This is a genomic window from Novosphingobium sp. ERN07, assembly GCF_012641335.1.
GTDB lineage: Bacteria > Pseudomonadota > Alphaproteobacteria > Sphingomonadales > Sphingomonadaceae > Novosphingobium.
In genome coordinates, this window is sequence record NZ_JABAID010000001.1 from 216,666 (window position 1) to 239,148 (window position 22,483).

At 62.4% G+C, this 22,483-nt stretch carries 21 protein-coding genes; 12 read left to right on the forward strand and 9 right to left on the reverse strand.

All coding sequences use genetic code 11. The annotated features are described in order from the left end of the window. Nucleotides 1-33 precede the first annotated feature (33 nt). Nucleotides 34-600, forward strand: coding sequence for a TetR family transcriptional regulator (locus tag HGI47_RS01140; protein WP_168850937.1), 567 nt, complete (start codon nt 34-36; stop codon nt 598-600). On the opposite strand, the gene HGI47_RS01145 is transcribed toward HGI47_RS01140, so the two are convergent. Together HGI47_RS01145 and HGI47_RS01150 are read right to left on the reverse strand one after the other, a co-directional pair. Further along, nucleotides 597-1,943 carry a TldD/PmbA family protein gene (locus tag HGI47_RS01145; protein ID WP_168850938.1) on the reverse strand — a complete coding sequence of 449 codons (1,347 nt, stop codon included), beginning with the start codon at nt 1,941-1,943 and terminating at the stop codon, nt 597-599. The genes HGI47_RS01140 and HGI47_RS01145 overlap by 4 nt on opposite strands. Before the next feature lie 246 nt (nt 1,944-2,189). After that, nucleotides 2,190-2,555 (reverse strand): hypothetical protein, encoded by a 366-nt coding sequence (locus HGI47_RS01150; RefSeq protein WP_168850939.1) that lies wholly within the window; start codon nt 2,553-2,555, stop codon nt 2,190-2,192. Between the two features lie 214 nt (nt 2,556-2,769). Here HGI47_RS01150 and lptB point away from each other — a divergent pair, with 214 nt between their 5' ends. Continuing rightward, the gene (gene lptB, locus HGI47_RS01155; RefSeq protein ID WP_168850940.1) at nt 2,770-3,546 is read left to right on the forward strand and encodes an LPS export ABC transporter ATP-binding protein; all 777 of its coding nucleotides are present in this window, start codon (nt 2,770-2,772) and stop codon (nt 3,544-3,546) included. A 127-nt stretch (nt 3,547-3,673) separates the two neighbouring features. Then, the gene (rpoN, locus tag HGI47_RS01160; protein ID WP_168850941.1) at nt 3,674-5,161 is read left to right on the forward strand and encodes an RNA polymerase factor sigma-54; all 1,488 of its coding nucleotides are present in this window, start codon (nt 3,674-3,676) and stop codon (nt 5,159-5,161) included. Between the two features lie 2 nt (nt 5,162-5,163). Here the strand turns inward: rpoN and HGI47_RS01165 are convergent, their stop codons facing one another. Genes HGI47_RS01165 through HGI47_RS01180 form a run of 4 tightly spaced genes read right to left on the reverse strand, consistent with a single transcriptional unit; the run spans nt 5,164 to nt 11,368 of the window. Further along, entirely contained in the window at nt 5,164-6,018 is an 855-nt protein-coding gene (locus HGI47_RS01165; RefSeq protein ID WP_168850942.1) for a phosphodiesterase, read from the reverse strand. A gap of 18 nt (nt 6,019-6,036) precedes the next feature. After that, complete coding sequence (locus HGI47_RS01170; RefSeq protein WP_168850943.1) at nt 6,037-7,920, reverse strand: cytochrome c3 family protein; 1,884 nt, start codon at nt 7,918-7,920, stop codon at nt 6,037-6,039. Nucleotides 7,921-7,927: 7 nt separating this feature from the next. Next, on the reverse strand, nt 7,928-8,836 hold the full coding sequence (locus HGI47_RS01175; protein ID WP_168850944.1) for a hypothetical protein: 909 nt from the start codon (nt 8,834-8,836) through the stop codon (nt 7,928-7,930). 3 nt (nt 8,837-8,839) lie between these two features. After that, complete coding sequence (locus HGI47_RS01180; protein WP_206065948.1) at nt 8,840-11,368, reverse strand: cyclic nucleotide-binding domain-containing protein; 2,529 nt, start codon at nt 11,366-11,368, stop codon at nt 8,840-8,842. Nucleotides 11,369-11,690: 322 nt separating this feature from the next. On the opposite strand from HGI47_RS01180, the gene HGI47_RS01185 reads away from it, so the two are divergent. From HGI47_RS01185 to HGI47_RS01205, 5 genes are all read left to right on the forward strand, one after another. Continuing rightward, nucleotides 11,691-12,686: a tetratricopeptide repeat protein gene (locus HGI47_RS01185; RefSeq protein ID WP_168850946.1), complete on the forward strand. Its 996-nt coding sequence runs from the start codon at nt 11,691-11,693 to the stop codon at nt 12,684-12,686. A gap of 318 nt (nt 12,687-13,004) precedes the next feature. Beyond that, a complete protein-coding gene (gene ctrA, locus HGI47_RS01190) occupies nt 13,005-13,706 on the forward strand; it encodes a response regulator transcription factor CtrA (RefSeq protein WP_168850947.1) in 702 nt (233 codons plus the stop codon). A gap of 115 nt (nt 13,707-13,821) precedes the next feature. Continuing rightward, nucleotides 13,822-14,544, forward strand: a complete 723-nt coding sequence (locus HGI47_RS01195) for a tRNA (guanosine(46)-N(7))-methyltransferase TrmB (protein ID WP_168850948.1) — start codon at nt 13,822-13,824, stop codon at nt 14,542-14,544. A 131-nt stretch (nt 14,545-14,675) separates the two neighbouring features. Continuing rightward, nucleotides 14,676-15,443 carry a sulfite exporter TauE/SafE family protein gene (locus HGI47_RS01200; protein ID WP_168850949.1) on the forward strand — a complete coding sequence of 256 codons (768 nt, stop codon included), beginning with the start codon at nt 14,676-14,678 and terminating at the stop codon, nt 15,441-15,443. A 99-nt stretch (nt 15,444-15,542) separates the two neighbouring features. Then, nucleotides 15,543-16,070 (forward strand): hypothetical protein, encoded by a 528-nt coding sequence (locus HGI47_RS01205; RefSeq protein WP_168850950.1) that lies wholly within the window; start codon nt 15,543-15,545, stop codon nt 16,068-16,070. A gap of 144 nt (nt 16,071-16,214) precedes the next feature. Here the strand turns inward: HGI47_RS01205 and nadB are convergent, their stop codons facing one another. The 3 genes from nadB to HGI47_RS01220 all read right to left on the reverse strand — a co-directional run bounded on the left by nadB (nt 16,215) and on the right by HGI47_RS01220 (nt 19,246). Further along, complete coding sequence (gene nadB, locus HGI47_RS01210; RefSeq protein WP_168850951.1) at nt 16,215-17,831, reverse strand: L-aspartate oxidase; 1,617 nt, start codon at nt 17,829-17,831, stop codon at nt 16,215-16,217. A gap of 254 nt (nt 17,832-18,085) precedes the next feature. Further along, nucleotides 18,086-18,259, reverse strand: a complete 174-nt coding sequence (locus HGI47_RS01215) for a hypothetical protein (protein ID WP_168850952.1) — start codon at nt 18,257-18,259, stop codon at nt 18,086-18,088. Nucleotides 18,260-18,286: 27 nt separating this feature from the next. Next, the gene (locus HGI47_RS01220; RefSeq protein WP_168850953.1) at nt 18,287-19,246 is read right to left on the reverse strand and encodes an ABC transporter ATP-binding protein; all 960 of its coding nucleotides are present in this window, start codon (nt 19,244-19,246) and stop codon (nt 18,287-18,289) included. A 144-nt stretch (nt 19,247-19,390) separates the two neighbouring features. Here HGI47_RS01220 and HGI47_RS01225 point away from each other — a divergent pair, with 144 nt between their 5' ends. The 4 genes from HGI47_RS01225 (at nt 19,391) to HGI47_RS01240 (ending at nt 22,480) form a co-directional block, all read left to right on the forward strand. Next, the gene (locus tag HGI47_RS01225; protein ID WP_168850954.1) at nt 19,391-19,996 is read left to right on the forward strand and encodes a hypothetical protein; all 606 of its coding nucleotides are present in this window, start codon (nt 19,391-19,393) and stop codon (nt 19,994-19,996) included. 309 nt (nt 19,997-20,305) lie between these two features. Beyond that, entirely contained in the window at nt 20,306-20,506 is a 201-nt protein-coding gene (locus tag HGI47_RS01230; protein ID WP_168850955.1) for a zinc-finger domain-containing protein, read from the forward strand. 46 nt (nt 20,507-20,552) lie between these two features. Beyond that, nucleotides 20,553-21,992 (forward strand): metalloprotease TldD, encoded by a 1,440-nt coding sequence (gene tldD, locus HGI47_RS01235; protein WP_168850956.1) that lies wholly within the window; start codon nt 20,553-20,555, stop codon nt 21,990-21,992. 65 nt (nt 21,993-22,057) lie between these two features. Continuing rightward, nucleotides 22,058-22,480: a hypothetical protein gene (locus HGI47_RS01240; RefSeq protein WP_206065908.1), complete on the forward strand. Its 423-nt coding sequence runs from the start codon at nt 22,058-22,060 to the stop codon at nt 22,478-22,480. Nucleotides 22,481-22,483: the final 3 nt, after the last annotated feature.

Here is a 22,483-nt window from a genome sequence, read left to right on the forward strand (position 1 = left end):
TTACTTAACATTGTTAAATTGTCAAACGGAGCTATGGCCCGCCAGCGCGACATCTCCATCGACAGGGACGCGATCCTGCGCGCGGGCTTTGCGTTGCTGGAAGACGCAGGGCTGGATGGCGTGACCATGCGCGCGCTGGCCGCGCGACTTTCGGTGCAGGCCCCGGCGCTGTACTGGCACGTGCGCGACAAGGCCGAACTGCTGGCGATGATGGCCGAGGATATCTACGCGCGGGGGCGAGCCGGGCTGGTGGCGTGCAGCGATGCGCGCAGCTGGCTGCTGGAACTGGGCCGGGGATTGGCGCGCGTGCTGTGCAGCCACCGCGATTCCGCCCGGCTTCTGGCTGTAGCGGCCCCTGCGCGCGAAGCGGACGAGGACCGCGCGCAGGCGATGGCCGGTGCCTTGCGCCACTATGGTTTCAGCGTGGAAGCCGCGCTTGAAGCGCAGGCATCGGTGCTGTCATTGACGGTGGGCTGGGCGCTCTATCGCGAGAACGCCGCGATGGCGGCGCATCTCAAACGCATGTTCGATCTGGATGCCAGCTATGCCAACGGGCTGGAACTGCTGGTCGATGGTCTGGTGCGAAAAGCAAACAGTTAATCCCCCGCGACGCTCATACCGTCCACCCGCAAGGTGGGCGTATCGATGCCGCGATAGATTTCCAGATCATCGGCGGCGGTCATCGCAGCGAACATATCGATCAGGTTGCCCGCCACGGTGAATTCGGCAATCGGCCCGACCAGTTCGCCGTTCACGATGCGGAAGCCCGATGCGCCCCGGCTGTAATCGCCGGTCACGCCGTTCACGCCCTGCCCGATCAGTTCGGTCACATAGACGCCATCGGCAATGTCGGCCATCAGTTCGGCAGGGGTGACGCTGCCGGGCAGCAGCGCGACGTTGCTGGAGGTAACGTGCGGCGCGCCCGATGAGCCGCGCGAGGCGTGGCCGGTGGGCGCAGCGCCGAGCTGGCGTGCGGCGGCGGCATCCATCAGCCAGCCGGTGATGTGCCCGGCATCGACCAGCTTGCGCGGGGCGGTGGGCAGGCCTTCACCATCGAAGGGGCGCGAGCGCATTCCGCGCTGGCGGAGAGGATCGTCGGTGATAGTAATCACGCTATCGAACAGTTTCTGGCCATCGCGATCCAGCAGGAAGCTGGCGCGGCGCGCAATCGATGCGCCCGACATTGCGCCGAGCAGGTGGCCAACCAGCGAATTGGCAACGCGCGGATCGAATACTACCGGCATCGCGCCGGACTTTACCCGACCGGGATTGAGGCGGCGCACCGCACGTTCGCCCGCTTCGCGCCCGATGGCTTCGGGGCTGAGCAGATCGGCGGCATGGCGCGTGCTGCGCCATGAATAATCGCGCTGCATCGTGCTGCCCTCTCCGGCAACGACGCTGGCGGAAAGGCTGTGGCTGGATGCGGCATAGGCGCCGGAAAAGCCGTGGCTGGTGGCAAGCGCGAACAGCCCGCGCCCGGCGCTGGCTCCGCCGCCTTCGCTGTTGGTCACGCCGGGGATGGCGCGCGCGGCATCCTCGGCCTGTTCGGCAAGATTGCGCAGTTCTGCCGGGGCGCGCTCGGTGGAATCGTCGAGATCGAGATCGGGTACATCGCCGCGCAACAGCAGGTCTTCGGGCGCGAGGCCTGCGAACTTGTCTGCCGGAGCAAGGCGCGCCATCGCCACCGCGCGGCTGGCCAGTTCATCGAGCGCCGCATCGCCAAGATCGGTCGATCCGATGGAAGCCGATGCCCCGCCGACGAAAACGCGCAGGCCCACACTTTCGGATTCAGACCGTTCCACATCTTCCAGCGCGCCCAGCCGGACCGAAACCGATTCGGACGAGCTGCCGACATAGACCGCATCGCCCGCATCGGCGCCCGCACGGCGCGCACGCTCGATCAGCGCTTCGCAGCGTTCGCGGGCATCGGCGGGTGAGAGCATGAACAGACCTTTCGCAACAGCAAGGCTGCGCGGTCTAGAGCAGGGATGGCTGGCAAGCAATCGGCGGAGCGGATGGCGTTAAGGATGGGCGCATTTTGCAAACGGTGCCCAAACCGTCATCCTGAACTTGGTTCAGGATCCATTTTGCCGATCAGACCAAGGCGCTCGGTCGAGAAATGGACCCTGAGACAGCTCAGGGTGACGAGAGTGAGATGGCAGGTCAGCCTACAAGCTGTACCTTGCCCGTCAAAACAGCAGCGACAGCGCGCGATAGAGGCCGGTGATCAGGATAGGCAGGATCGCGGCCAATGCCCAGACCTTGATCTGATCGCGGCGGAATGCGGCTTTATAGGCCATGTTGTGGGCCTGTTCATCGGTCAGGTGTTCCCAGCGGCGTTCGAACTGGCGGAACATCGGAATGATCGCGGCGACCAGCACGACCAGCACGAACAATGGCAGGATCGACGCGCTCGTCCCCTGAATTTCGTGCATTGTGACGAATATCTGCAGGCCGGTGTAAACCAGCAGGCCATAAGCGACATTATCGCTCATCTTCTTGCGCCAATCGACCTTTTCGGCCTTGGTGGCGGCTGAGTGGAGGGCCTTGTTCATGGCGCCTAACCCCTTGTTCCTATCCCACGGGAGTAGAACATGCAGGTTCTGAAGGCGCAAGAGCAATTCCGGCATCGTTGTCCTTCATCGGGATTTAATCTCGGCGCGCTATCAAGCCATGCATAAATCCTGCCAAATTGCAGCGCGGGGTTTGAACTGGCGGGCCGACCCGCTATTGAATGCCACTGATCGATTGAAACTGCCGAGTTTGTTGATGACCATGATCGATGAAACTGCCGCGCCCGCCAATGCGGCACCGCCTATTCCGCAGGGTGGGCTTGAAGTGGTTTCGATCGCCAAAAGCTATGACAAGCGGGCGGTGCTGACTGATATCTCGCTTTCAGTGGGCAAGGGCGAAGTGCTGGGTCTGCTGGGGCCAAACGGCGCGGGCAAGACGACCTGCTTCTATTCGATCATGGGGCTGGTGCGACCGGATTCGGGGCGCATCCTGCTGGATGGCGTGGATATCACCAAGCTGCCGATGTACCGCCGATCAATCCTGGGGCTGGGCTATCTACCGCAGGAAACCTCGATCTTCCGGGGCATGACGGTGGAACAGAACATCGCCACCGTGCTGGAACTGATCGAGCCGGACAAGGCCTCGCGCGAGGCAGAGCTTGAACGGCTGCTGGAGGAATTCGGCCTGACCCGGCTGCGGGCCAGCCCGGCAATGGCGCTTTCGGGCGGCGAACGCCGCCGGTGCGAAATTGCCCGCGCACTGGCCGCGCGGCCTTCGATCATTCTGCTGGACGAACCGTTCGCGGGCATCGATCCGCTTTCGATCAGCGATATCCGCCATCTGGTGAAAGACCTGAAGCGACGCGGCATCGGCGTGCTGATCACCGATCACAACGTGCGCGAAACGCTGGATATCGTGGACCGCGCCTGCATCATCTATGGCGGGCAGGTGCTGTTTGCGGGAAGCCCCGAAGCGCTGGTGGCCGATGCCAACGTGCGCAGGCTCTATCTGGGCGAAGGCTTTACGCTGTGAGCGTGACTGCCGGTCCCTCGACAGGCCCAGGACGTGCGGGGATTGTGGGTGGGTTTATCTTCCCCCCGCTCATGCTGAGCCTGCCGAAGCAGGCTGGCTGATGACGATGCTGGGGGGCATCTAGATCATGGCGCTGGGGCCAAGGCTCGACATACGGCAAACCCAGTCGCTGGTGATGACGCCGCAGTTGCAGCAGGCGATCAAGCTGCTGGCGCTGTCGAATCTTGAGGTGGAAACCTTTATCGGGGAAGCGCTGGAAGCCAATCCGCTGCTGGAAATCGGGGATTCCGCACCGGCAGAGCCGGTTGATGCCCTGCCCGAAGAACTGCGCCGCACCCACCTCGAATCCTCACCGGTCGATCAACTCGTAGCCGAAGGGCGGGTGGCGGAAGACCGTCCGCTGGATATCGATGCTGCCGCGCTCGACCGGGACCGCGACACCGGGGACGGTTCGCTGCTGGAACTGTCCTCCGCGCGCGAAGGCGGCGGCGGTGGCGAAGCGCCGGATATCGACGAGCACGGGCGCTTCGACATATCGCTGGCCGAGCACCTTCACGGCCAGATCGGCACCGCCACGTCTGACCAGCAATTGCTGTTCGTGGCGCGCTGGCTGATCGATCAACTGGACGAGGCGGGCTATCTGCGTGTGCCCTTGGCCGAAGTGGCAGAAGCACTGGGGCTTTCAGCGCTGGTGGTGGAACGCGCGCTGGGGCTGGTACAATCTCTCGACCCCACAGGGGTTGGCGCGCGCAATCTGGGCGAATGTATCGCGCTGCAGGCGAAAGAGGCCGACCGCTACGACCCGTGCATGGCGCGGCTGATCGACAATCTGGAACTGGTGGCGCGGGGCGAAATCGCGCGGCTGAAACGGCTATGCCAGGTCGACGATGAAGACTTTGCCGATATGCTGGCCGAGCTGCGCAGCTATGATCCGCGCCCCGGCCTGCGCTTTGGCAGCGGCATGGCCGAAGCGGTGGTGCCCGACCTGCTGATTCGCGCTGCCGGAACCGGGTGGGACATCGCGATCAACCAAGCCACTCTGCCGCGCCTGATCGTGAACCGCAGCTACTATGTTGAAATGCGCGGGGCCTGCGTCGGCAAGGAGGCCAAGGCGTGGCTGGGCGAGAAACTGGCCGATGCCAACTGGTTGCTCAAGGCATTGGACCAGCGGCAGAAAACGATCCTGAAAGTGGCGGCAGAGATCGTGAAGCAGCAGGACGGCTTCTTTCGCCACGGCGTTGCCCATCTGCGCCCCCTGACATTGCGGCAGGTGGCCGAAGCGATAGAGATGCACGAATCGACCGTGAGCCGGGTGACATCTAACAAGTACCTCAATTGCGATCGTGGCACGTTTGAACTGAAGTATTTCTTCACGTCAGGCGTGGCATCATCCGACGGCGAAGGCGCATCGGCAGAGGCGGTGAAGGCCGCGATCCGCCAGTTGATCGATGCCGAAGACCCCAAGGCGATCCTGTCGGACGATGCGCTGGTCGATCTGCTGAAAGCCAAGGGCTTCGACCTCGCCCGGCGAACGGTGGCGAAGTACCGCGAGGCGATTGGGCTTGGCAGTTCGGTACAGCGGCGGCGGCAGAAGGCGCTGGCAGGCGTAAGGTAAAGTCAGGTCGCGCTTGGTCTTTCGGCCAGCATTTCGCGCACCATCGTCGTGAGATTCGCGTCGAACTTGGCAAGAACCTGATGATCTTCAGCCGTGTCCCAATGCGTGACCAGTTCGCGCCCGTTGAACCAATGCAGCGCATAGCCAGGTGGATCTGCGATGATCAGGTTGCGTTCGTCCGGCTGATCTGGATCAATGGGGCGAAGGTCGAGCGCGACTTGGGGCGCGGTGGATGGGCAGGTGGCGACGATGGTGCCTTCCCATGCCGTAGCGATGGCGCGGTGGATATGGCCGCAGACCATGCCGACAATGTTGCTGCGCCCGCGCACGCAACTGGCAAGCTGTTCCACCCACGGCTCTGCCGGATCGGTGTTCATCCACGGAATGCCCGCTTCGAACGGGGGGTGGTGAAGCACGATCAGGTTGCGCGCATCAGGCGCTTCATCCAGCCGCGCGTTCAGCCATGCGGCGCGCGCTTCGCAGAAGGCACCGCCGTGGCGGCCCTCTTCCAGCGTATCTAGAACGATCAGCCGCAACGGCCCTGCATTGACCACATATTGCAGAAAGCCGCCATCAAAGCGCGCTTCGGGAAAGACTTCGGCAAAAGTCGCACGAACATCGTGGTTACCCAGCGCGTAGTAGACCGGGAACGGCAGGTCGGCAAAAGCTTCGCGCAGGCGGAGATAGCTGTCCTTGTCGCCCCGGTCGATCAGGTCACCGGTGGCGAGCAACAGAGCGGGACGGGGTTGTAGCGCAGCCAGTTCCTCCAGCACCCGGTCAAGCCGCTGCCGGTTGAATTCACCGGGGCAGTCAGGCTCAAACCCCAGGTGGATGTCGGTGACTTGCGCGATCAGCATCGTCCCCCCAGCATCCCCTTAATGCGGCTTCATCGGGAAGCGCGGACGATCCGCGATTGCCACGATCTGACCGTCAGACTTCTTGCGATCGTTCTTCGGCACCCACGGAGCGCCAGCGTCCATATGGTAGGAGTGGCACATCGCGCAGGAGGATTCGACCGGATCCTTTACCGAATTGGATGCCATTTTGGCGCCTTCGCCGCCGACGTGGCAGGTGCGGCAGCCGCCCCTGCCATCCATGCCGGGCACCAGAAGGTCGGTTGCCTTGTTCGATGTGGCAGCGCCGGTGTGGCAGTCTGCGCAATCGCTTTGGACGTGGGCCTTGTGATCGAACCAGCCCTTGCGGAAATAGCGGTCATTCTGGGCCACCGGCGCAATGGCAAAGCCTGCCGTCTGCGCGGTGCCGCCGCGCGTGACGACGTGGCAATCATAGCACATGCCGCCTTTCGAGAAGACCTGATTGATCGCCTGATCCGCCCCGCCGGGATAGAACCGCACCGCGCGGGCATAGTCTGCCGCCGTGGACCGCATCGCCGCATCACCGGGCACCCTGCGGGCCATGCCCGAAAGGTTGGCCGGGCGCGCGGGCGCGGTTCCACGATAGAATGCGCGCAGATCGGCCACGACTTGCGCAGGATCGCCGTGGCGCAGCGTGCGGTTGGTGCCGCCGATCTGATCGAAGCTGAGCGCGTGGCACGACTGGCAGGATTCTTCCATGTCCACCGGTTTGAACCGCGCCCCGCTGGAATCGGCAGCGTGGCAATCGGCGCATTGCAGGCCATCGCCACCTGCAAACTTGCCCGGCATACGGCGTACCATCTGCGCGATGCCATTGGTCTTCGACAGGTGCTGGCCATGCGTGAACTTGAGGCCGTTTTCTTCCTTCAAGCCCGCTTCCCACGCCACGCGCCGGAACAGCGGCTTGTCCCCGTCCATGCCGCTCAACAGAGTCGGCCTGAACTGGGGGTGAGCCGTTCCGAAATCGGCGGCATCAGCGATCTTGGTGTCGGGCAAGCGACCTTTCATCCCGTCATGGCAGTCCGCGCAGAACTGCTGCTGCGTTGCGGGCATAGCACCCGCCCCTTCATGTTCGGTGTGACAATCGACACAACGCCCGGCAGGCCGGTTGAAAGCGCCCGCTACTGCCCGCTGCATGGCAGCCATGCCGGTCGGCTCTCCACGCGCCTTTAGCAAGCGCGCCTTGTCGGCGATATGATCGTGCGCATCCTTGGTATGGCAGGTGAGGCAAGCCTTGTCGGTCACCGCAACGAAAGCCTGTGTGTGGCAGGCCTGACAATCACCGTTCAGCGCCTTGTGCGAAAGGCTCAAGGCCCCGGACGTCCATGTCTGATCGGCGTGGAAACCATCGGGCCGCCGCGCTTCTTCCTTCATCGCTAGCGGCTTATATGTGGCATAGCTGTAGAGCGGGTAGGCAAGGAACGCGAACAGCACCAGCAGCGAAAACGCCCATGCCGAAAGGCGCTTTCCGGGCAGCAGGCCTTTGAGCGAGTAGGCTGCGCCTATATCGCGATCTTCCGCTGATTCGGACACCGCTTCGACGCGGCGCACGGTCAGCACCGGCGTTTCGCCATCCTCATCCTGCGAAACGGCAATGCGGTGGCCGCCAAAGGCTAGTTCACCACCCACCGCAGGATCGATTTCGGCAGACTTCGTGCTGCGACCGTTGACTTCGAACGGCTGATCGGTGGTTGCGGTGACCGTGAGGATGCCATCCGCCCCCCGCACGATACGCGCATGGACCGGGTTCACCGCAAGGTCGGGCAAATGGATCGCGCAGGCCGAATCGCGGCCAACGGTCATCTCGCGCATGCCATAAGTGGAGCCGCGGACGATTTCCTCGCCACTGGACTTGAGCGCGATCTGGCGGACAACAAAGCTCATCGTTCGCTCACCAGTAGAAGAAGACGCTGACGACATGCGCAGAAAGCGCGGCGATCAGCGCGAAAGTGACGGGGACGTGGACGTAGAGCCAAGCCTGCAACCACGATTTGAGTTTCAGATGTTGTCGCAACCGTTCGAGCATCGATTCCTTACGCGTAAGCTGCGCATCGATCCGGCTCAGCAGATCGTCCTTGGTGCGCTGGCGCGTGGCACGCAGCGCGCGCAACTCGTTGATCGCGTGGCGCGTGGCGCAATTGGGGTAATTTCCGGTCACGCGGTTCCAGATTGTGCCGCCGAACGGATCCTGATCAAGGCTTTGCCCCACCAGAGTGGCCGCCTGCGCATCCAGTGGTTGCGCGGCATCATGGATCTGCCGATCAAGCGAGCGCAGCGCCTCGATCATCTGCTTTTCGGTGATCGCGCCTTCTTCGTCATAGCGATTGGCCGAAAGCGCGCGGGGCAGCGTGGCATAGACCCAGATGCCAAACACCCCCGATCCCACCACCAGCAGCATCAGCGCCCACGCCAGCGTGTGGACGTTCCAGCCGAATTCGAAACCCGAATGCAGCGTGCCCACCACGGTGACGAGCAGGCCGAGATAGACGTGCGCGCTTGTCCATGCCTTCAGGCTCCACCGCCCCGGCGTGATCGCGCGCTTGCGCATTCCCAGCATGGTCAGCCACAGGATCAGCAGCGCGCCGATGGTGCCAAGCGTATAGCCCAGCCAGCTCGATCCGAAGTGCGTGCCCGGCAGCGGCACGAAGATATAGAGCAGCGTCAGCACCAGCGCGAGCGCAGCGGAAAGCTTCGCCCAATACATGTTGCGATGGGTCAGGAACCCTTCGTGCGTGTTCTGGCGCTGGCGCGATGAGCCAGTCTTCTTGCCCGAAACAGGCTTGTTTGCGGTCGATGCCATCGCTCAAGCCCCCTCGTTCTCAAGCCGCGCGACAGTCAGGAACTCGTCGGGCGAAACGCGGATGGCAGCGCCCGTGGGGCAGGCCCTCACGCAGCTTGGACCACCTTCGATACCGGAACACATATCACACTTGATCGCCTTCTTCCGGTCGAGCGCTTCGTCGATCACCGGATCGCCGGTATACTTGGTGTTCTTCTTCGACCATTTATACGGTGGCTCACCCGGCCCCGGCCCTGCGCCGAAGAACAGCCACGAAAGCAGCGACGGCTTCTTGGGTGGCACCTTGTCCATGCGAATCACGCCATAGGGGCAGTTGCGCTGGCAATTGCCACAGCCGATGCAGGTGTCGTTGATCTTCACTTCGCCGTCCGGCCCGCGCTGGATCGCGTTGGGCGGACAATCGGCCATGCAATGCGGATGTTCGCAGTGGCGGCACGATGTGGGGACGTGGAGATTGGCAAAGCTCTTACCGGCCTCGCGGTCCAGCCGCGAAAGGCCGTCATGGCTGTCGGCGCACGCCTTTTCGCAGTTGTCGCAACCCACGCAGAGCCGTTCATCGATGAGCAGAACGTCGGTCGCCTCACCCAGCCCTTGCGAAACGAGGAACTTGGCCTGTTCGGAATAGAGATCGACGACGCCGGAGAACGTGTCCTTCTTCGTTTCGATGAAGGCGTTGGTCGCGCGGCGCACTTCCATTTCCTTGCGCGCACGATCCAGCAGGGCGGGTTTGGCCGCCAGCACGCGACGAAAAGCCTTGCCATCGATGCGGATCACTTCGCTCTTGATCGCGGCCCGCACCGTGGCGGTGCGGGTGCCGCCATCGATCACCGCCATTTCGCCCACATAGGAACCAGCCGGCAGGTAAGACAGGAACACCGGCTTCCCGCCAACTTCCTTTTCCACGATCATCGAACCGACGCGAATCACATAGATATCGCGGTCATCATCACCTTCCTTGATGATGGGATCGCCCGCGCGGACCTGCACGATCTTCGATCCATCGACCACTTCGGTGATGTCTGCGGGGGTAAGGCCCGATCCGAACATCTGCAGGATCTGGCGCTCGGTCGAGATGCGTTCGATGGCGCGCTTGGCCGTGGGCACCTGGCTTTGCAGCTTGAGCGCGGCGTTGCGGCTGATTTCGACGCAGACGGTATCTTCGGCGGCAACGATGGTCGCGCCGCGCTTGCGCCCCGATATCAGGCCCACTTCACCGAAGATGGACCCCGAAGGGATCGGCACGATCTTGGACGGATCATTGGGATCAAGCCGCACGTTGACCCCGCCCGATGCAATCGCGAAGAGCGATGAACCCGGATCGTTCTTCTCGAAGATCACATCGCCCTTCTTGTAGGCGCGCGCTTCGGAATCGAGCATGAATTCGCGCAGCTGCAACGTGGTCATGCCTTCAAGAATGGTCACGTTCGAGCGCAGGAATTCCAGCCATTCGTTCACCGACCTGCGGCCCGGCAGCCCTGCGAACTTGGCTTCCAGCAGCGGTTCGTCCGCCGGTTTCAGATCCTTGTTGCCGTTGATGAATTCGACGACATCGTAGCCCTGATTCATGCAGTGCTTGATCAGCGGGTAGCCGGCCAGCGCGCCGATCACGAAAATGCCGGGCGCAGTCGATTCAAACTGCGGCGATAGCGTCGGGAAGGCCAGCCGATCGGAACTCGCAAATTCGATGCCACACCCTTCAACGAAGGCGCGCGGCGGGGCCGACCCGATTCGCGCAATGATCCGGTCACAGCGGATGCGCTCCTCGCCATCGCGCGTGGACAGCGTGATCCAGCCCGGTTCTACCGATTTTGTCTCGGTCTCGTAGCGAATCGTCAGCTTGCCCGCCGCGTCGTCCTCAATCAGTGCCTTCGCGTTCGGCTCCTTGGCCGTGGCGAAGCTTTCGCGGACGTTGGTGGATTTGGGGCTGCGGTTGAGGATGGTGACCGTGTTGCCCTGCGCCGGATCTTCCACCAAGCCGCGCGCGTTTTCGATCCCGGCGTCGCCGGTGCCGATCACCACAATGTGCTGGTCCAGCACGGCATAGGGATCGTCAAGCTGGTAGGTAACGTGCGGCAGATCGCCGCCGGGGCAGCGCATAAGATTTGGGTTGCCCTGTGTACCTATGGCAAGGACGACGTTTTCCGCCATCACCGTTTCGCCATTGGTCAGCGTGATGGCATAGGGCGGCGCGAAGCGTTGCAGTTCCGTGGTGGTGGTCGATCCATCGCGCGCGCGGGAAACGATCTTCTGGACCGATCCGGCAATCGCCTCGCCGGTGCCTTTAATCGCCTTCACATCGGCATTGTACATCACGTTCACACCGAGTTCGGCGGTGCGCCCGTTCCACTTGTCGAGGATATCCTCGCGCTTGCCGGCGTCGAATTCCTGATCGGATCGCAGGACGAGTTGCGATGGCGTGGCCATCACATGCTTGCCCTTTTGATATTTGAAGATCGTATCGGAAAGATGGTCCGTCTTTTCGAGCAGGACATGGCTAAGGCCAAGCTGCGCCGCACGGCTGGCCGCACTCATGCCTGCCGGGCCGGAACCGATAATTGCAACCTTGAATATCTCGCCCACCGGCCTGCGTCCCCCGCATCGCCGACTGACGGCGCATGTACCTGCGCCTGCCCGTCTCCTTACCGATTTGCGACCCCTGAAGCCCGACTTTACCTGATGCTCTGCGCATTGCCAGAAACAATTTGCAAACAGCGCCCCATATGCACGCCTACTGTCCACCCTTGTTGATATCGCAACGGGTTGCGCACGACATGCCCTGCGCGATATGCGCAAGATTGCCCGGTCGCCTCGCCCTTGCCTGAAAGGGAGGCAGGTGGCCCGTCAGGAGTGTGCGATGACCGAGCCGAAGCCTGCCCCCGGAACCCGCGATAGCGCGGAAGGGACATCGCGCCTTGGCCGGTTCGCGCTGATCGCGGCGGGGCTGATCGCGCTTGGTGCCGGGGGCATGGCCATGATGCGCGGGCCGGAAACGCCACCGCCCGCCGCCGAACCGCCTCCCACCGCGCCGAGCCAGCAGCCATCAGTGGACAACGTGATCGCCAAACTTGAGGCGAAGCTGGCCGAAACGCCCGATGACGCCGAAGGCTGGCGGATGCTCGGCTGGTCCTATTTCCAGACGGAACGCTATGCCGAAGCTGCCACCGCCCTGAAAAAAGCGACCAAGCTTGATCCCGAAAACGCACAAACATGGTCGTTTCTGGGTGAATCGCTTGTCCTTGCCAGCAAGGAAGAAGGCCGGATGCCGCGCGATGCGCGCGCTGCTTTCGACAAGGCGATCAAGCTTGATCCCAAGGATGCGCGCGCCCGCTATTTTCAGGCGGTAGCGATGGATCTGGGCGGTCGGCACCGGCAGGCGATCAACGCATGGTTTGATCTGCTGGAAGATACGCCTGCCGACGCGCCCTATGCCGAAGATATCCGCTCGGTCATCCGCGCGGTGGGCGAAAAGCACAAGATCGATGTGGAGAAGCGGCTGGCCGAAGTGCAGTTCGCCGCACCCGCAGGCGGTGCGATCACCGATGGCCCGCACAAGGCCGCAGCAGGCATTCCGGGGCCGACGTCCGACCAGATGAAGGCCGCCGCCGCTCTGCCCAAGGGCCAGCAGGAAGCGATGATCCGGGGCATGGTCGATGGGCTTGAGGCAAAGCTCGATGCCAATCCCGCCAATGTCGATGGCTGGATCATGCTCCTGCGCAGCCGGATGCAACTGGGCGAACCGAAAAAGGCCGCCGAAGGTTTGCAAAAAGGCCTGACCGCATTGCGCAACGACAGTGCAGGCGCGCGCAAGTTGCGCGAAGCGGCATCGAGCCTTGGCGTGACCGGGGCCTGATTCGCACTGCAAACCGCGCAAAAGCGCCGATTTGGGAGATTGTCGGTTAACCTTGCGCCGATATGGATGCGTTAGCGCACCCCCGCTGATTCATTCCGGGACAACTGGAATCATGAGATTTTTCGCCCCGTTCTGAATCACTTCGCCCCCCGAACGATTCGTTTCCGCACGCATCGGTGGTTAACCGCGCCGAAACCCCTGCCCGCCTTTACAACAAATTAACCTTTCACGTTCATTCCTCATATGGTTAATGGCGGGCAATCCGAATTGATATCGGGTTAATTGCCAACGGGGACTGGCAAGAGAAGGGGCAGTTCAATGCGCGTACTGCTGATTGAAGACGAACCGACTACCGCCAAGGCGATCGAGCTGATGCTCACGACCGAAGGCTTCAATGTCTATTCCACCGATCTCGGCGAAGAAGGCCTCGATCTGGGCAAGCTCTATGATTACGATATCATTCTGCTCGACCTGAACCTGCCGGACATGCACGGCTACGATGTGCTGAAAAAACTGCGCGTCGCCAAAGTGCAAACGCCGGTCCTTATCCTGTCGGGCATTTCCGAAATGGATTCCAAGGTCCGCTCGTTCGGCTTCGGCGCCGATGATTACGTGACCAAGCCTTTCCACCGCGAAGAGCTGATCGCCCGCATCCACGCCGTGGTGCGCCGGTCGAAAGGCCATTCGCAGTCGGTCATCCGCACCGGCAAGCTTTCGGTCAATCTCGATGCCAAGACGGTCGAAGTCGATGGTGCCCGCGTGCACCTGACCGGCAAGGAATACGCGATGCTGGAACTGCTCAGCTTGCGCAAGGGCACGACGCTGACCAAGGAAATGTTCCTGAACCACCTTTATGGCGGGATGGACGAACCCGAACTCAAGATCATCGACGTGTTCATCTGCAAGCTGCGCAAGAAACTGGCGCACGCCTGCGGTGGTGAAAACTACATCGAAACCGTATGGGGCCGTGGCTATGTGCTGCGCGATCCCGATGACATGAGCGTGATCGAAGCGGCCTGATTCTTCCCGGCCTCAGATTGCATCCCGATGAAGCGGCCCGCCCTCCCCGGCGGGCCGTTTCCGTGTGTGGCCTTTTCGTTGACTGGCAGTGCGGCTCCTGCCATCGGCGCGCCCTATGACAGCATACAAACCCGGCGATCCCACTACGATCAACCGCCTCTATGGCCGCGCCAAGGGCAAGCCCTTGCGGCAGGGCCAGCAGGCGCTGGTGGATGACCTGTTGCCGCAGATTTCCATGCCTGCCGAAGGGCCGATCACGGCCGAAGCGCTGTTTGGCGAAGCGCGCCCGCTGCATTTCGAAATCGGCTTTGGCGGGGGCGAACATATGGCGTTCCGCGCTGATATGCTGCCCGATCACGGCTTTATCGGGGCCGAGCCTTTCCTGAATGGCGTGGCGCAGGCGCTTACCCATGTGTCTGGTGACAACGGTCAGCACCCGCCCATTCCCAACGTGCGCATCCATCACGGCGATGCGCTGGAAGTGCTGCGCCGCATCCCCGATGGCGCGCTTTCGTTTCTCTATCTGCTGCACCCCGACCCTTGGCCAAAGGCCCGCCATGCCAAGCGCCGCATGATGAACGACGGCCCACTCGACATGTTCGCCGCCAAGCTGCGCCCCGGCGGCGAGTTCCGCTTTGGCACCGATCACGCGGTCTACCTGCGCCACGCACTGATGGTCATGCGCCGCCACAAGCACCAGTTCGATTGGCTGGCGAGCGAGGCGAAGGACTTCCAGAATCGCCCCGGTGGCTGGCCCGAAACCCGCTATGAACACAAGGCGCGGACGGTCTATGGCCACGAAGTCTGGTACTTCCGCTATCGCCGGAAAGCCGATTGAGGCCCGCCGCAACGGTTCATCGCAAAAAACTCTCCCTTTACGGTTGAGTTTAAATTCTTCCTTTCCGGTAGACATTTCTTGCCGCTAACTCCCTGCGCCGCCACGAGGCGGACAACAGGGTGGGATTCGCGATGGATTTTCTGGCAGGTTTCGATTGGTCGGCACTTTTGCCGTTCATCGCAGTCGGCTTTGCTGCGCAGATGGTAGATGGCGCGCTGGGCATGGCTTTCGGGGTGATCTCCAATACTCTCATGGTGGGCGTTCTGGGCATACCGCCCGCGCTTGCTTCGCAGCGCGTCCACATCGTAGAATGCTTTACTACGGCCACGTCCGGTATCAGCCACCTGCTCCACGGCAACATCGACAAGAAGCTGTTCTTTCGACTGCTATTGCCCGGCATGGCTGGCGGCATCATCGGTGCCTATGTGCTGACATCGGTCGATGCTTCGGTGATCAAGCCTTGGGTGCTGCTCTACCTCTGCGGCATCGGCGTCTATCTGCTCACGCGCGGCATTCTCTATCCGCCCAAGATCAAGGAGGCTACGCATGTCGCGCCTCTCGGCCTGCTCGGCGGGTTCCTTGATGCGGTCGGTGGCGGCGGCTGGGGGCCGGTGGTCACGTCCAACCTGTTGATTCAGGGGGCTGATCCGCGCAAAGTCGTGGGCACCGTCAACACGGTGGAGTTCTTCCTGACGCTCACCGTGTCGGCCGCTTTCATCTTCCATCTCGGCGTAGCAGACGTGGCGGGTGCCACGCTCGGCTTCCTGATTGGCGGCATCGCAGCGGCACCATTCGGCGCGTGGGCGGCCAAGCACATTCCGGCCAAGGCCATGCTGATCATGGTCGGCATCGTTCTGACCCTTACCAGTGCTTACGGCGCTTACCGGGCCTTTGCCTGAGGCCTTGCCGCCAAACATGGTTACGCACCGTTAACCACGCCATGTCATAATCCTCTTGCCGCAAGGGCCGAGTCCCGAATGCGGCAGGAGGACACAACGATGGCTCGCTATGACGCAAGCGGCATGACCATTTCCGAAATGCGCGAATTCGCCAGCTTCGCCGCGTGCGAACAGCGCTATATCCGCCGCAGTCTGGATATAGCGCTGGGCCGTGGCGATGCCGAACATCGCTGGGCGCGCAGCGGCGACGAGATTGCCTCGATCCGCCAGCAGGCCTCGCTCTATGCCGAAATTCCGATGCTGCGCCAGTTGATTGGCCACGTTGACGGGCTGGACAGCCTCGAACCCTTCATGGGATCGCTGATCCGCGTGACCGCCTTCGATCTGGCACAGGGCCGCATCACTGGCTTTTCGGCCTACCGCTTCCTCTACGAACGCCTGCTGGGTGCAGAGGCCCGCCCGTGGCTTCCCGGCGCGTTCTGCGGAGCGGCAGCCCTGCCGATGATCCGCCCTGACCGCCGCCGCCACCTGCTCCAGTCGATCAGCGAAGCGGCCGCCACGGCGCATGGCTGGTCTACCCGTCCCCCGGTGTTCTACCCGGAGTTCGTCGAAGCCGAAGCCGCGTAATTTTCTGGCCGAAACTCGCGTTTCGGCAAGCGGCACCGGCCCACTCCCCCGGCTGACCACCCATAGGGTACTGTCGTTGGGTGGTCGGCCGGGGGAGCGGGTCGGTGCTGTGTCAGTAACGCTGCAAGCGTTCCGGTCCAGACATCAAGGCACCAACACCGTATCCTTGGCCACAGCATCGGTCTGCGGATAGTCCAGCGTATAGTGCAAGCCCCGGCTTTCATGCCGGGCGCGGGCAGATCGCACGATCAGGTCGGCGCTTTGCAGCAGATTGCGCAGTTCGATCAGGTCCGTGGTCACGCGGAAGTGGCCGTAATAGTCGTTCACCTCGTCAGACAGCAGGGCGATGCGGTGCGCCGCGCGTTCCAGCCGCTTATTGGTGCGCACGATCCCCACATAGTTCCACATGAAGCGGCGGATTTCGGTCCAGTTCTGCTTGATCACCACTTCCTCGTCGGAATCGGTAACCCGGCTTTCGTCCCACCCGCGCACTTGCGGCGGGACATCGAAGGTGTACCACCGCCGCAGGATATCGCGGGCCGCTGCATCCCCGAACACAAAGCATTCCAGCAGCGAATTCGACGCAAGGCGATTTGCCCCATGCAGCCCGCTTTCGGTGCATTCCCCCGCAGCATAAAGCCCCGGCAGATCGGTCCGCCCGTCCAGATCGATCAAGACCCCGCCACAGGTATAGTGCTGCGCCGGCACCACCGGAATCGGTGATTTCGTCATGTCGATCCCCAGCCCGATCAGCTTTTCATAGATGTTGGGGAAATGGCCGCGCACAAAATCAGCCGGCATGTGGCTGATATCCAGATGTACGTAGTCCAGACCGAACTTCTTTATCTCGGCATCGATCGCGCGGGCCACCACATCGCGGGGAGCCAGTTCCATGCGTTCGGCATCGTAGTGCGCCATAAAGCGGTTGCCGGTGCGCGGATTGATCAGCCGCCCGCCTTCGCCGCGCACCGCCTCGGTGATCAGGAAGTTCTTGACCTCAAGATGATAAAGGCAGGTCGGGTGGAACTGCATCATCTCCATGTTCGAAACACGTGCGCCCGCGCGCCACGCCATCGCGATGCCATCGCCGGTGGCCCCGCGCGGCGCAGTGCTGAACTGATAGACGCGCCCCGCTCCGCCCGTGGCAAGGATCGTCGCGCGCGCAACATGCGCCGCAACCTTGCCCGTCGCCTCGTCCAGCGCATAGACGCCCCATACACGCCCCGAACCGGAATAACGCGCTGCCTCGTGCCGACCGGTGATCAGATCGACGCAGGTCTGGCCTGGCAGCAGAGTCACGTTGGGATGCTCGCGCGCGGCCTTCAGCAGCGCTTTCTGCACCGCCGCACCGGTCGCGTCATCCACATGCACGATTCGGCGGTGCGAATGCCCGCCTTCGCGCGTCAGGTGCAGCGATCCCGCTTCTGCGTTGAACGGCACGCCCAGTTCCACCAGCCGCGCGATGGCCTGCGGCGCGTTCTCGACCACGAATTCCACCGTCTCGCGCCGGTTCAGGCCTGCGCCTGCAATCATCGTATCGCGGATGTGATCGTCGAAGGTATCGCCCTCATCCAGCACGGCGGCGATGCCGCCCTGTGCCCAATTGGTCGATCCGCCGTCCAGCCCACCTTTGGCCAGCACCAGCACGCGGCACTTTTCCGCCAGCACCAGCGCTGCCGTAAGCCCTGCCGCGCCCGATCCGATGATCAGGACGTCATGCGCGTCTGTGTGATCTCCAGCGCCATCCGCAGCCTCATCCACAGTGCCGTCCGTCCTCTCGCAGTACGGGCCTGATGCCCGCCAACCTCGCCCCGTCAACCCTGCCGTAGCCGCTGGTCCCCGCGCTGGAAAGTGCAAGGCGCGATGCAAACGTAATCACGGTCACATTCCGCGCATGAAATCGACGGATAATTTTAATGCAGTTTAACCGGACGAAGAGTTGTTCTTCGCAACCGCAGCATGGTACGCAGTGTGACTTACAAAGCCCTTGCCCGAACGGAGTGGCCATGATCGGCTCAAGATTGGTGTGCCTGTTCAATCGCCATCGCCCCGCACGCGAAACCGTGGAGTGGAACGGTCACGCCTTCGTCGGCAGGTGCAAGCGTTGCGGTGTCGAAATCCGCCGCCGCGAGGTGGGCGGATGGCGTCGGCGAACAAGCGGTGAAGAACCGATTTTCAAGCCCTGACACGCACTTGCCGCTCAGCGCGGCAAATCGTTAGGCCACCTCACGAGGCTTGCTCGTCAGAGTCACGAACACGTCTTCAAGATCGGCCTCGCGCGTTGATACGTCGATGATGGCATAGCCCTGCCCCTGCACCACGCTCATCACTTCGCCTGCTGTCATCGCATCCTTGTCATACCCGATCTCGACCTGCCGCTCGGCGGAAACCACGCTTTTCAGGAACGCGGGATGCTGCGGCGCAACATCAACATCGCGGTCCAGCGTCAGCACCACGATTTTCTCGCGCGCCATGTCCACCAGTTCGCGCGTCGGCTTGTTGGCGATCAGTTTGCCGTGATTGATGATGGCGATGCGGTCACACAACTCTTCCGCTTCTTCCAAATAGTGCGTGGTCAAGACCACCGTCACCCCATCGTTGTTGAGTTCGCCGACCAGTTCCCACAACTGCCGCCGCAGTTCCACGTCAACGCCCGCCGTCGGCTCGTCCAGCACCAGCACCGGCGGCGCATGGACCATTGCCTTGGCAATCAGCAAACGGCGCTTCATCCCGCCTGAAAGTGACCGGGCATAAGCATCAGCCTTGTCCTGCAGATGAACCGCACGCAGCAGGTCCATCGTGCGCCGAAGCGCCTTGGGCACGCCATACAGTCCTGCCTGGTTCTCCAGCACTTCTGCAGGGGTGAAGAACGGATCGAACACAATTTCCTGCGGCACGATCCCGATGGAAGCCTTGGCGTTGCGCACATCGTGATCGATATCGTGGCCCCAGATCTCGACGCTGCCTGATGTCTTCATGACAAGGCCTGCGAGCGTGTTGATGAGCGTCGATTTGCCCGCGCCATTCGGCCCCAGCAGCCCGAATATCTGCCCCTGCGGCACATCGAAGCTGACGCCATCCAGCGCCAGTTTGCCCGCAGATTTTCCCGTGGGCGCATAACGCTTCACCAAATCGCGGATACGGATTGCCGGGGCGGGATTTTCGATGGTTGCCATGCGCCGCTTCCTGCCGTGTCTGGATCGAGCCGTAAAGTGCCCAGTGCGCCAGCGCACAGCAACGCCGCGATCTTCGTGCAAGTTTCGCGGCCTTTGTTATGTATCAATGGTCAGCTTGCCATTTGCAAAAGGGAGCGGGCAATCTTGCGCACGATAAATCAGGATTGGTTCGAACGGCCCGAATCGCGGCTTCTCGCCAGCGGTGGCAGCCCCGGCAACCCTACCTCCGAGGTCGTAAGCCCTGAAGGAGAAGTGCTGCTGCGCATCACAAATGGCGGCATAGTTTCACCCCGCGCGGTCACCTTGCCGGCGGGCACGCGGATCGTGCGGCTGGCGGGCAGTGGCCTGCCCCATATCGCGCTGGCGGGGTGCTGGTGGCTGCGCTGGGATCAGTACAAGCGGGTCGAACAGGTGGCAGATTTGCGCGGCCTCTCGATGCCGGTCGCATTGCGACTGCTGGCTTGCGTGCCGCCGGAATGGAACGAGATGACAGTGGTGGTGCAGGCCCGACTGAAAGTCCCGCTTCTCGCCTGGTCCGGCGTCAGCGCTCCGGTCATCCGGCGCAATCCGCAAATCGGCGTGAACGAGATTCTCTCAGGCGTCGATGAATCGGGCATCACCCTCGAGCAGCTCTACATTCCCGGCCTGACCAGCCCCGACATCCGCCACGACAGCCTGATGGTCGAAGGGTATGGCCACCTGCCCCCGGAACAATCGCGGGCGGGCTACATCATCCGCATCCAAAACTAGGCCGTAAACTCATAAATGGCACCATCAAGGCACCAGAATGGCGAACATATCGGGCCGAAACGCCCTTGCAGGGGCTTGTTGCCCCTGCAAGGGCGTTTCGGTTCGAGATGGAAGCCATTCTGGCGTCCCTTCGGGATTTGACCAAAACGGCCATCTGCCGCGTCAGTCGGGCTTGAAATATCGACATATTCCTGCGCCCGCCTTCCTTGCACATGGCCGTTTTGCCTCAAACCTCGATGGTGCCATTTATGAGTTTACGGCCTAACGGCAAGGCTGGAAATCTGCCGCCGCCGCTGCTATCGGGCGCACATGATGCAGGCACCTGAAACCGTCTTCACCGATCATCACCGCGTAAGCTGCGATGGCGCGTCCGACATTCGCGGCGGTGCCGCACTCGGCCACCCGCGCGTGTGGCTCGAAATTGACGAACGCGGCTTTGTCGAATGCGGCTATTGCGACAAGCGCTTCGTGCTCAAGGGCGGCCCGGCGGACACTGCGCAAGCCGCCTGAACAGGCTGCTATGGCCTTTGCGGAATGAGCGCTTATATCGGTCTGCATGACCGCTATGGATACCCGCTCGCTGCTTTACCGCTCCGGCCTGCTAACCCCTGACGAAGCGCAGACGCTCACCGCCAATGCACTGAAGGCCTGCGATGATGGCGAACTGTATCTCCAGTTCATCGCCAGCGAGAGCTTTGGCTTCGATGACGGTCGGCTGAAAACGGCGGACTATTCGCGCGATGCAGGCTTCGGCCTGCGCGGCGTTTCGGGCGAAATGACCGGCTTTGCCCACGCGAACGAAATTTCTGCCGCCGCCATCGCCCGCGCCGGGGAAACGCTGAAACTTCTCGATCCGGCAAAGGGACAGGCCGCTCCGCCGCCGCGCCAGAACAACCGCCATCTTTATACCGAAGCTTCGCCGCTTGATGCCGTACCGTTCGAAGCCAAGGTAAAGCTGCTCGAAACGATCGATGCCGCTGCCCGCGCACGCGATCCACGCGTGGCACAAGTCTCGGCCTCGCTTTCCGGTTCGTGGTCGGTGGTGGAAATCGTGCGCGCCGATGGCTTCGTCGCGCATGATGTGCGCCCGCTGGTGCGCCTGAACGTGTCCATCGTGGCCGAACAGGACGGACGGCGCGAAACCGGTTCTTTCGGCATCGGCGGCCGCCGCCTATATGATGATCTGTTTTCGCCCGAAACTTGGAATCGCGCTATCGATCAGGCACTGACACAGGCGCTGGTAAACCTTGAATCGGTCGCCGCCCCGGCGGGGGAGATGACCGTTCTGGTCGGCCCCGGCTGGCCCGGCGTGCTGCTGCACGAAGCGGTCGGCCACGGGCTTGAAGGCGATTTCAACCGCAAGGGCACCAGCGCCTTTTCGGGCCGCATTGGCCAGCGCGTGGCCGCCCCCGGTGTCACCGTGGTCGATGATGGGTCGCTGCTCGGCGTCAATGGGCAGGGCCGTCGCGGCTCGCTCTCCATCGACGATGAAGGCACGCCCACGCAGGAAAACGTGCTGATCGAGGACGGCATCCTGAAGGGCTATATCCACGACCGCCTGAACGCTCGCCTGATGGGCGTTGCCCCCACCGGCAACGGGCGGCGCGAAAACTTCGCCCATGCCCCGATGCCGCGCATGACCAACACTTTCATGCGCGCCGGGAACGACGATCCCGCCGAATTGCTTTCGCGCGTGAAGAACGGCATTTTCGCCAAGTCCTTCGGCGGCGGGCAGGTCGATATCACCAGCGGCAAGTTCGTGTTTTCCTGCACCGAGGCTTATCGCATCGAAAACGGCAGGCTGGGCGCACCGATCAAGGGCGCGACGCTGATCGGTGATGGGCCGACCTGCCTGACCAAGGTGACCGGCATCGGCAACGATCTGGCGCTGGACGAAGGCGTGGGCGTGTGCGGAAAGGGCGGGCAGAGCGTGCCCGCAGGTGTCGGCCAGCCTACGCTGCTGATCGAAGGCCTGACGGTGGGCGGAACGGCCTGATTTTAAGCATGGGTTCAGCCGGTCTCGGCTATCGATCACAGATCGAACAAAAGGAAGTGCCAGTCATGAAGACCACCGCCAGCAAAATCGCTGCGGCACTGGCCGCCGGATCGCTGCTCCTTATGGGAGTCGCCGCCGACGCCAAGCCGCGTCTGACACCCGAACAAAAGCTTGAAAAGGCGCTGGAAGGGCGCGTTGCCGGGAAACCGGTGAACTGCATCTACATGCCCCGGGTGATAAACACCCGCATCTACGACAAGACCGCGATTGTTTATGAAGCAGGCAATACGATCTGGGTAAACCGCCCGGATTCCGGGGCTTCCTCGCTTGATGACGATGACATCATGCTGACCACGCCCTGGGGTTCGCAGCTTTGCAATGTCGATATCGTGCGGATGATTGATCGCACCGTCGGCTTCTGGCGCGGTTCGGTGGGTCTTGGCCAGTTCGTGCCCTACACCAAGGTGAAGGCCGAAAAGGCAAGCTGACGG

Bases quoted from the DNA above. Each gene is read 5' to 3' on its own strand.
- HGI47_RS01165 (WP_168850942.1), bottom strand. From the start codon at position 6,018: ATGCTGATCGCGCAAGTCACCGACATCCACCTGGGGTTTGAGCCTGAC.
- ctrA (WP_168850947.1), top strand. From the start codon at position 13,005: ATGCGCGTACTGCTGATTGAAGACGAACCGACTACCGCCAAGGCGATC.
- HGI47_RS01140 (WP_168850937.1), top strand. From the start codon at position 34: ATGGCCCGCCAGCGCGACATCTCCATCGACAGGGACGCGATCCTGCGC.
- HGI47_RS01185 (WP_168850946.1), top strand. From the start codon at position 11,691: ATGACCGAGCCGAAGCCTGCCCCCGGAACCCGCGATAGCGCGGAAGGG.
- tldD (WP_168850956.1), top strand. From the start codon at position 20,553: ATGACCGCTATGGATACCCGCTCGCTGCTTTACCGCTCCGGCCTGCTA.
- HGI47_RS01170 (WP_168850943.1), bottom strand. From the start codon at position 7,920: ATGAGCTTTGTTGTCCGCCAGATCGCGCTCAAGTCCAGTGGCGAGGAA.
- HGI47_RS01180 (WP_206065948.1), bottom strand. From the start codon at position 11,368: ATGAGTGCGGCCAGCCGTGCGGCGCAGCTTGGCCTTAGCCATGTCCTG.
- HGI47_RS01150 (WP_168850939.1), bottom strand. From the start codon at position 2,555: ATGAACAAGGCCCTCCACTCAGCCGCCACCAAGGCCGAAAAGGTCGAT.
- HGI47_RS01145 (WP_168850938.1), bottom strand. From the start codon at position 1,943: ATGCTCTCACCCGCCGATGCCCGCGAACGCTGCGAAGCGCTGATCGAG.
- HGI47_RS01240 (WP_206065908.1), top strand. From the start codon at position 22,058: ATGAAGACCACCGCCAGCAAAATCGCTGCGGCACTGGCCGCCGGATCG.
- lptB (WP_168850940.1), top strand. From the start codon at position 2,770: ATGACCATGATCGATGAAACTGCCGCGCCCGCCAATGCGGCACCGCCT.
- rpoN (WP_168850941.1), top strand. From the start codon at position 3,674: ATGGCGCTGGGGCCAAGGCTCGACATACGGCAAACCCAGTCGCTGGTG.
- HGI47_RS01230 (WP_168850955.1), top strand. From the start codon at position 20,306: ATGATGCAGGCACCTGAAACCGTCTTCACCGATCATCACCGCGTAAGC.
- HGI47_RS01195 (WP_168850948.1), top strand. From the start codon at position 13,822: ATGACAGCATACAAACCCGGCGATCCCACTACGATCAACCGCCTCTAT.
- HGI47_RS01200 (WP_168850949.1), top strand. From the start codon at position 14,676: ATGGATTTTCTGGCAGGTTTCGATTGGTCGGCACTTTTGCCGTTCATC.
- HGI47_RS01220 (WP_168850953.1), bottom strand. From the start codon at position 19,246: ATGGCAACCATCGAAAATCCCGCCCCGGCAATCCGTATCCGCGATTTG.
- HGI47_RS01205 (WP_168850950.1), top strand. From the start codon at position 15,543: ATGGCTCGCTATGACGCAAGCGGCATGACCATTTCCGAAATGCGCGAA.
- HGI47_RS01175 (WP_168850944.1), bottom strand. From the start codon at position 8,836: ATGGCATCGACCGCAAACAAGCCTGTTTCGGGCAAGAAGACTGGCTCA.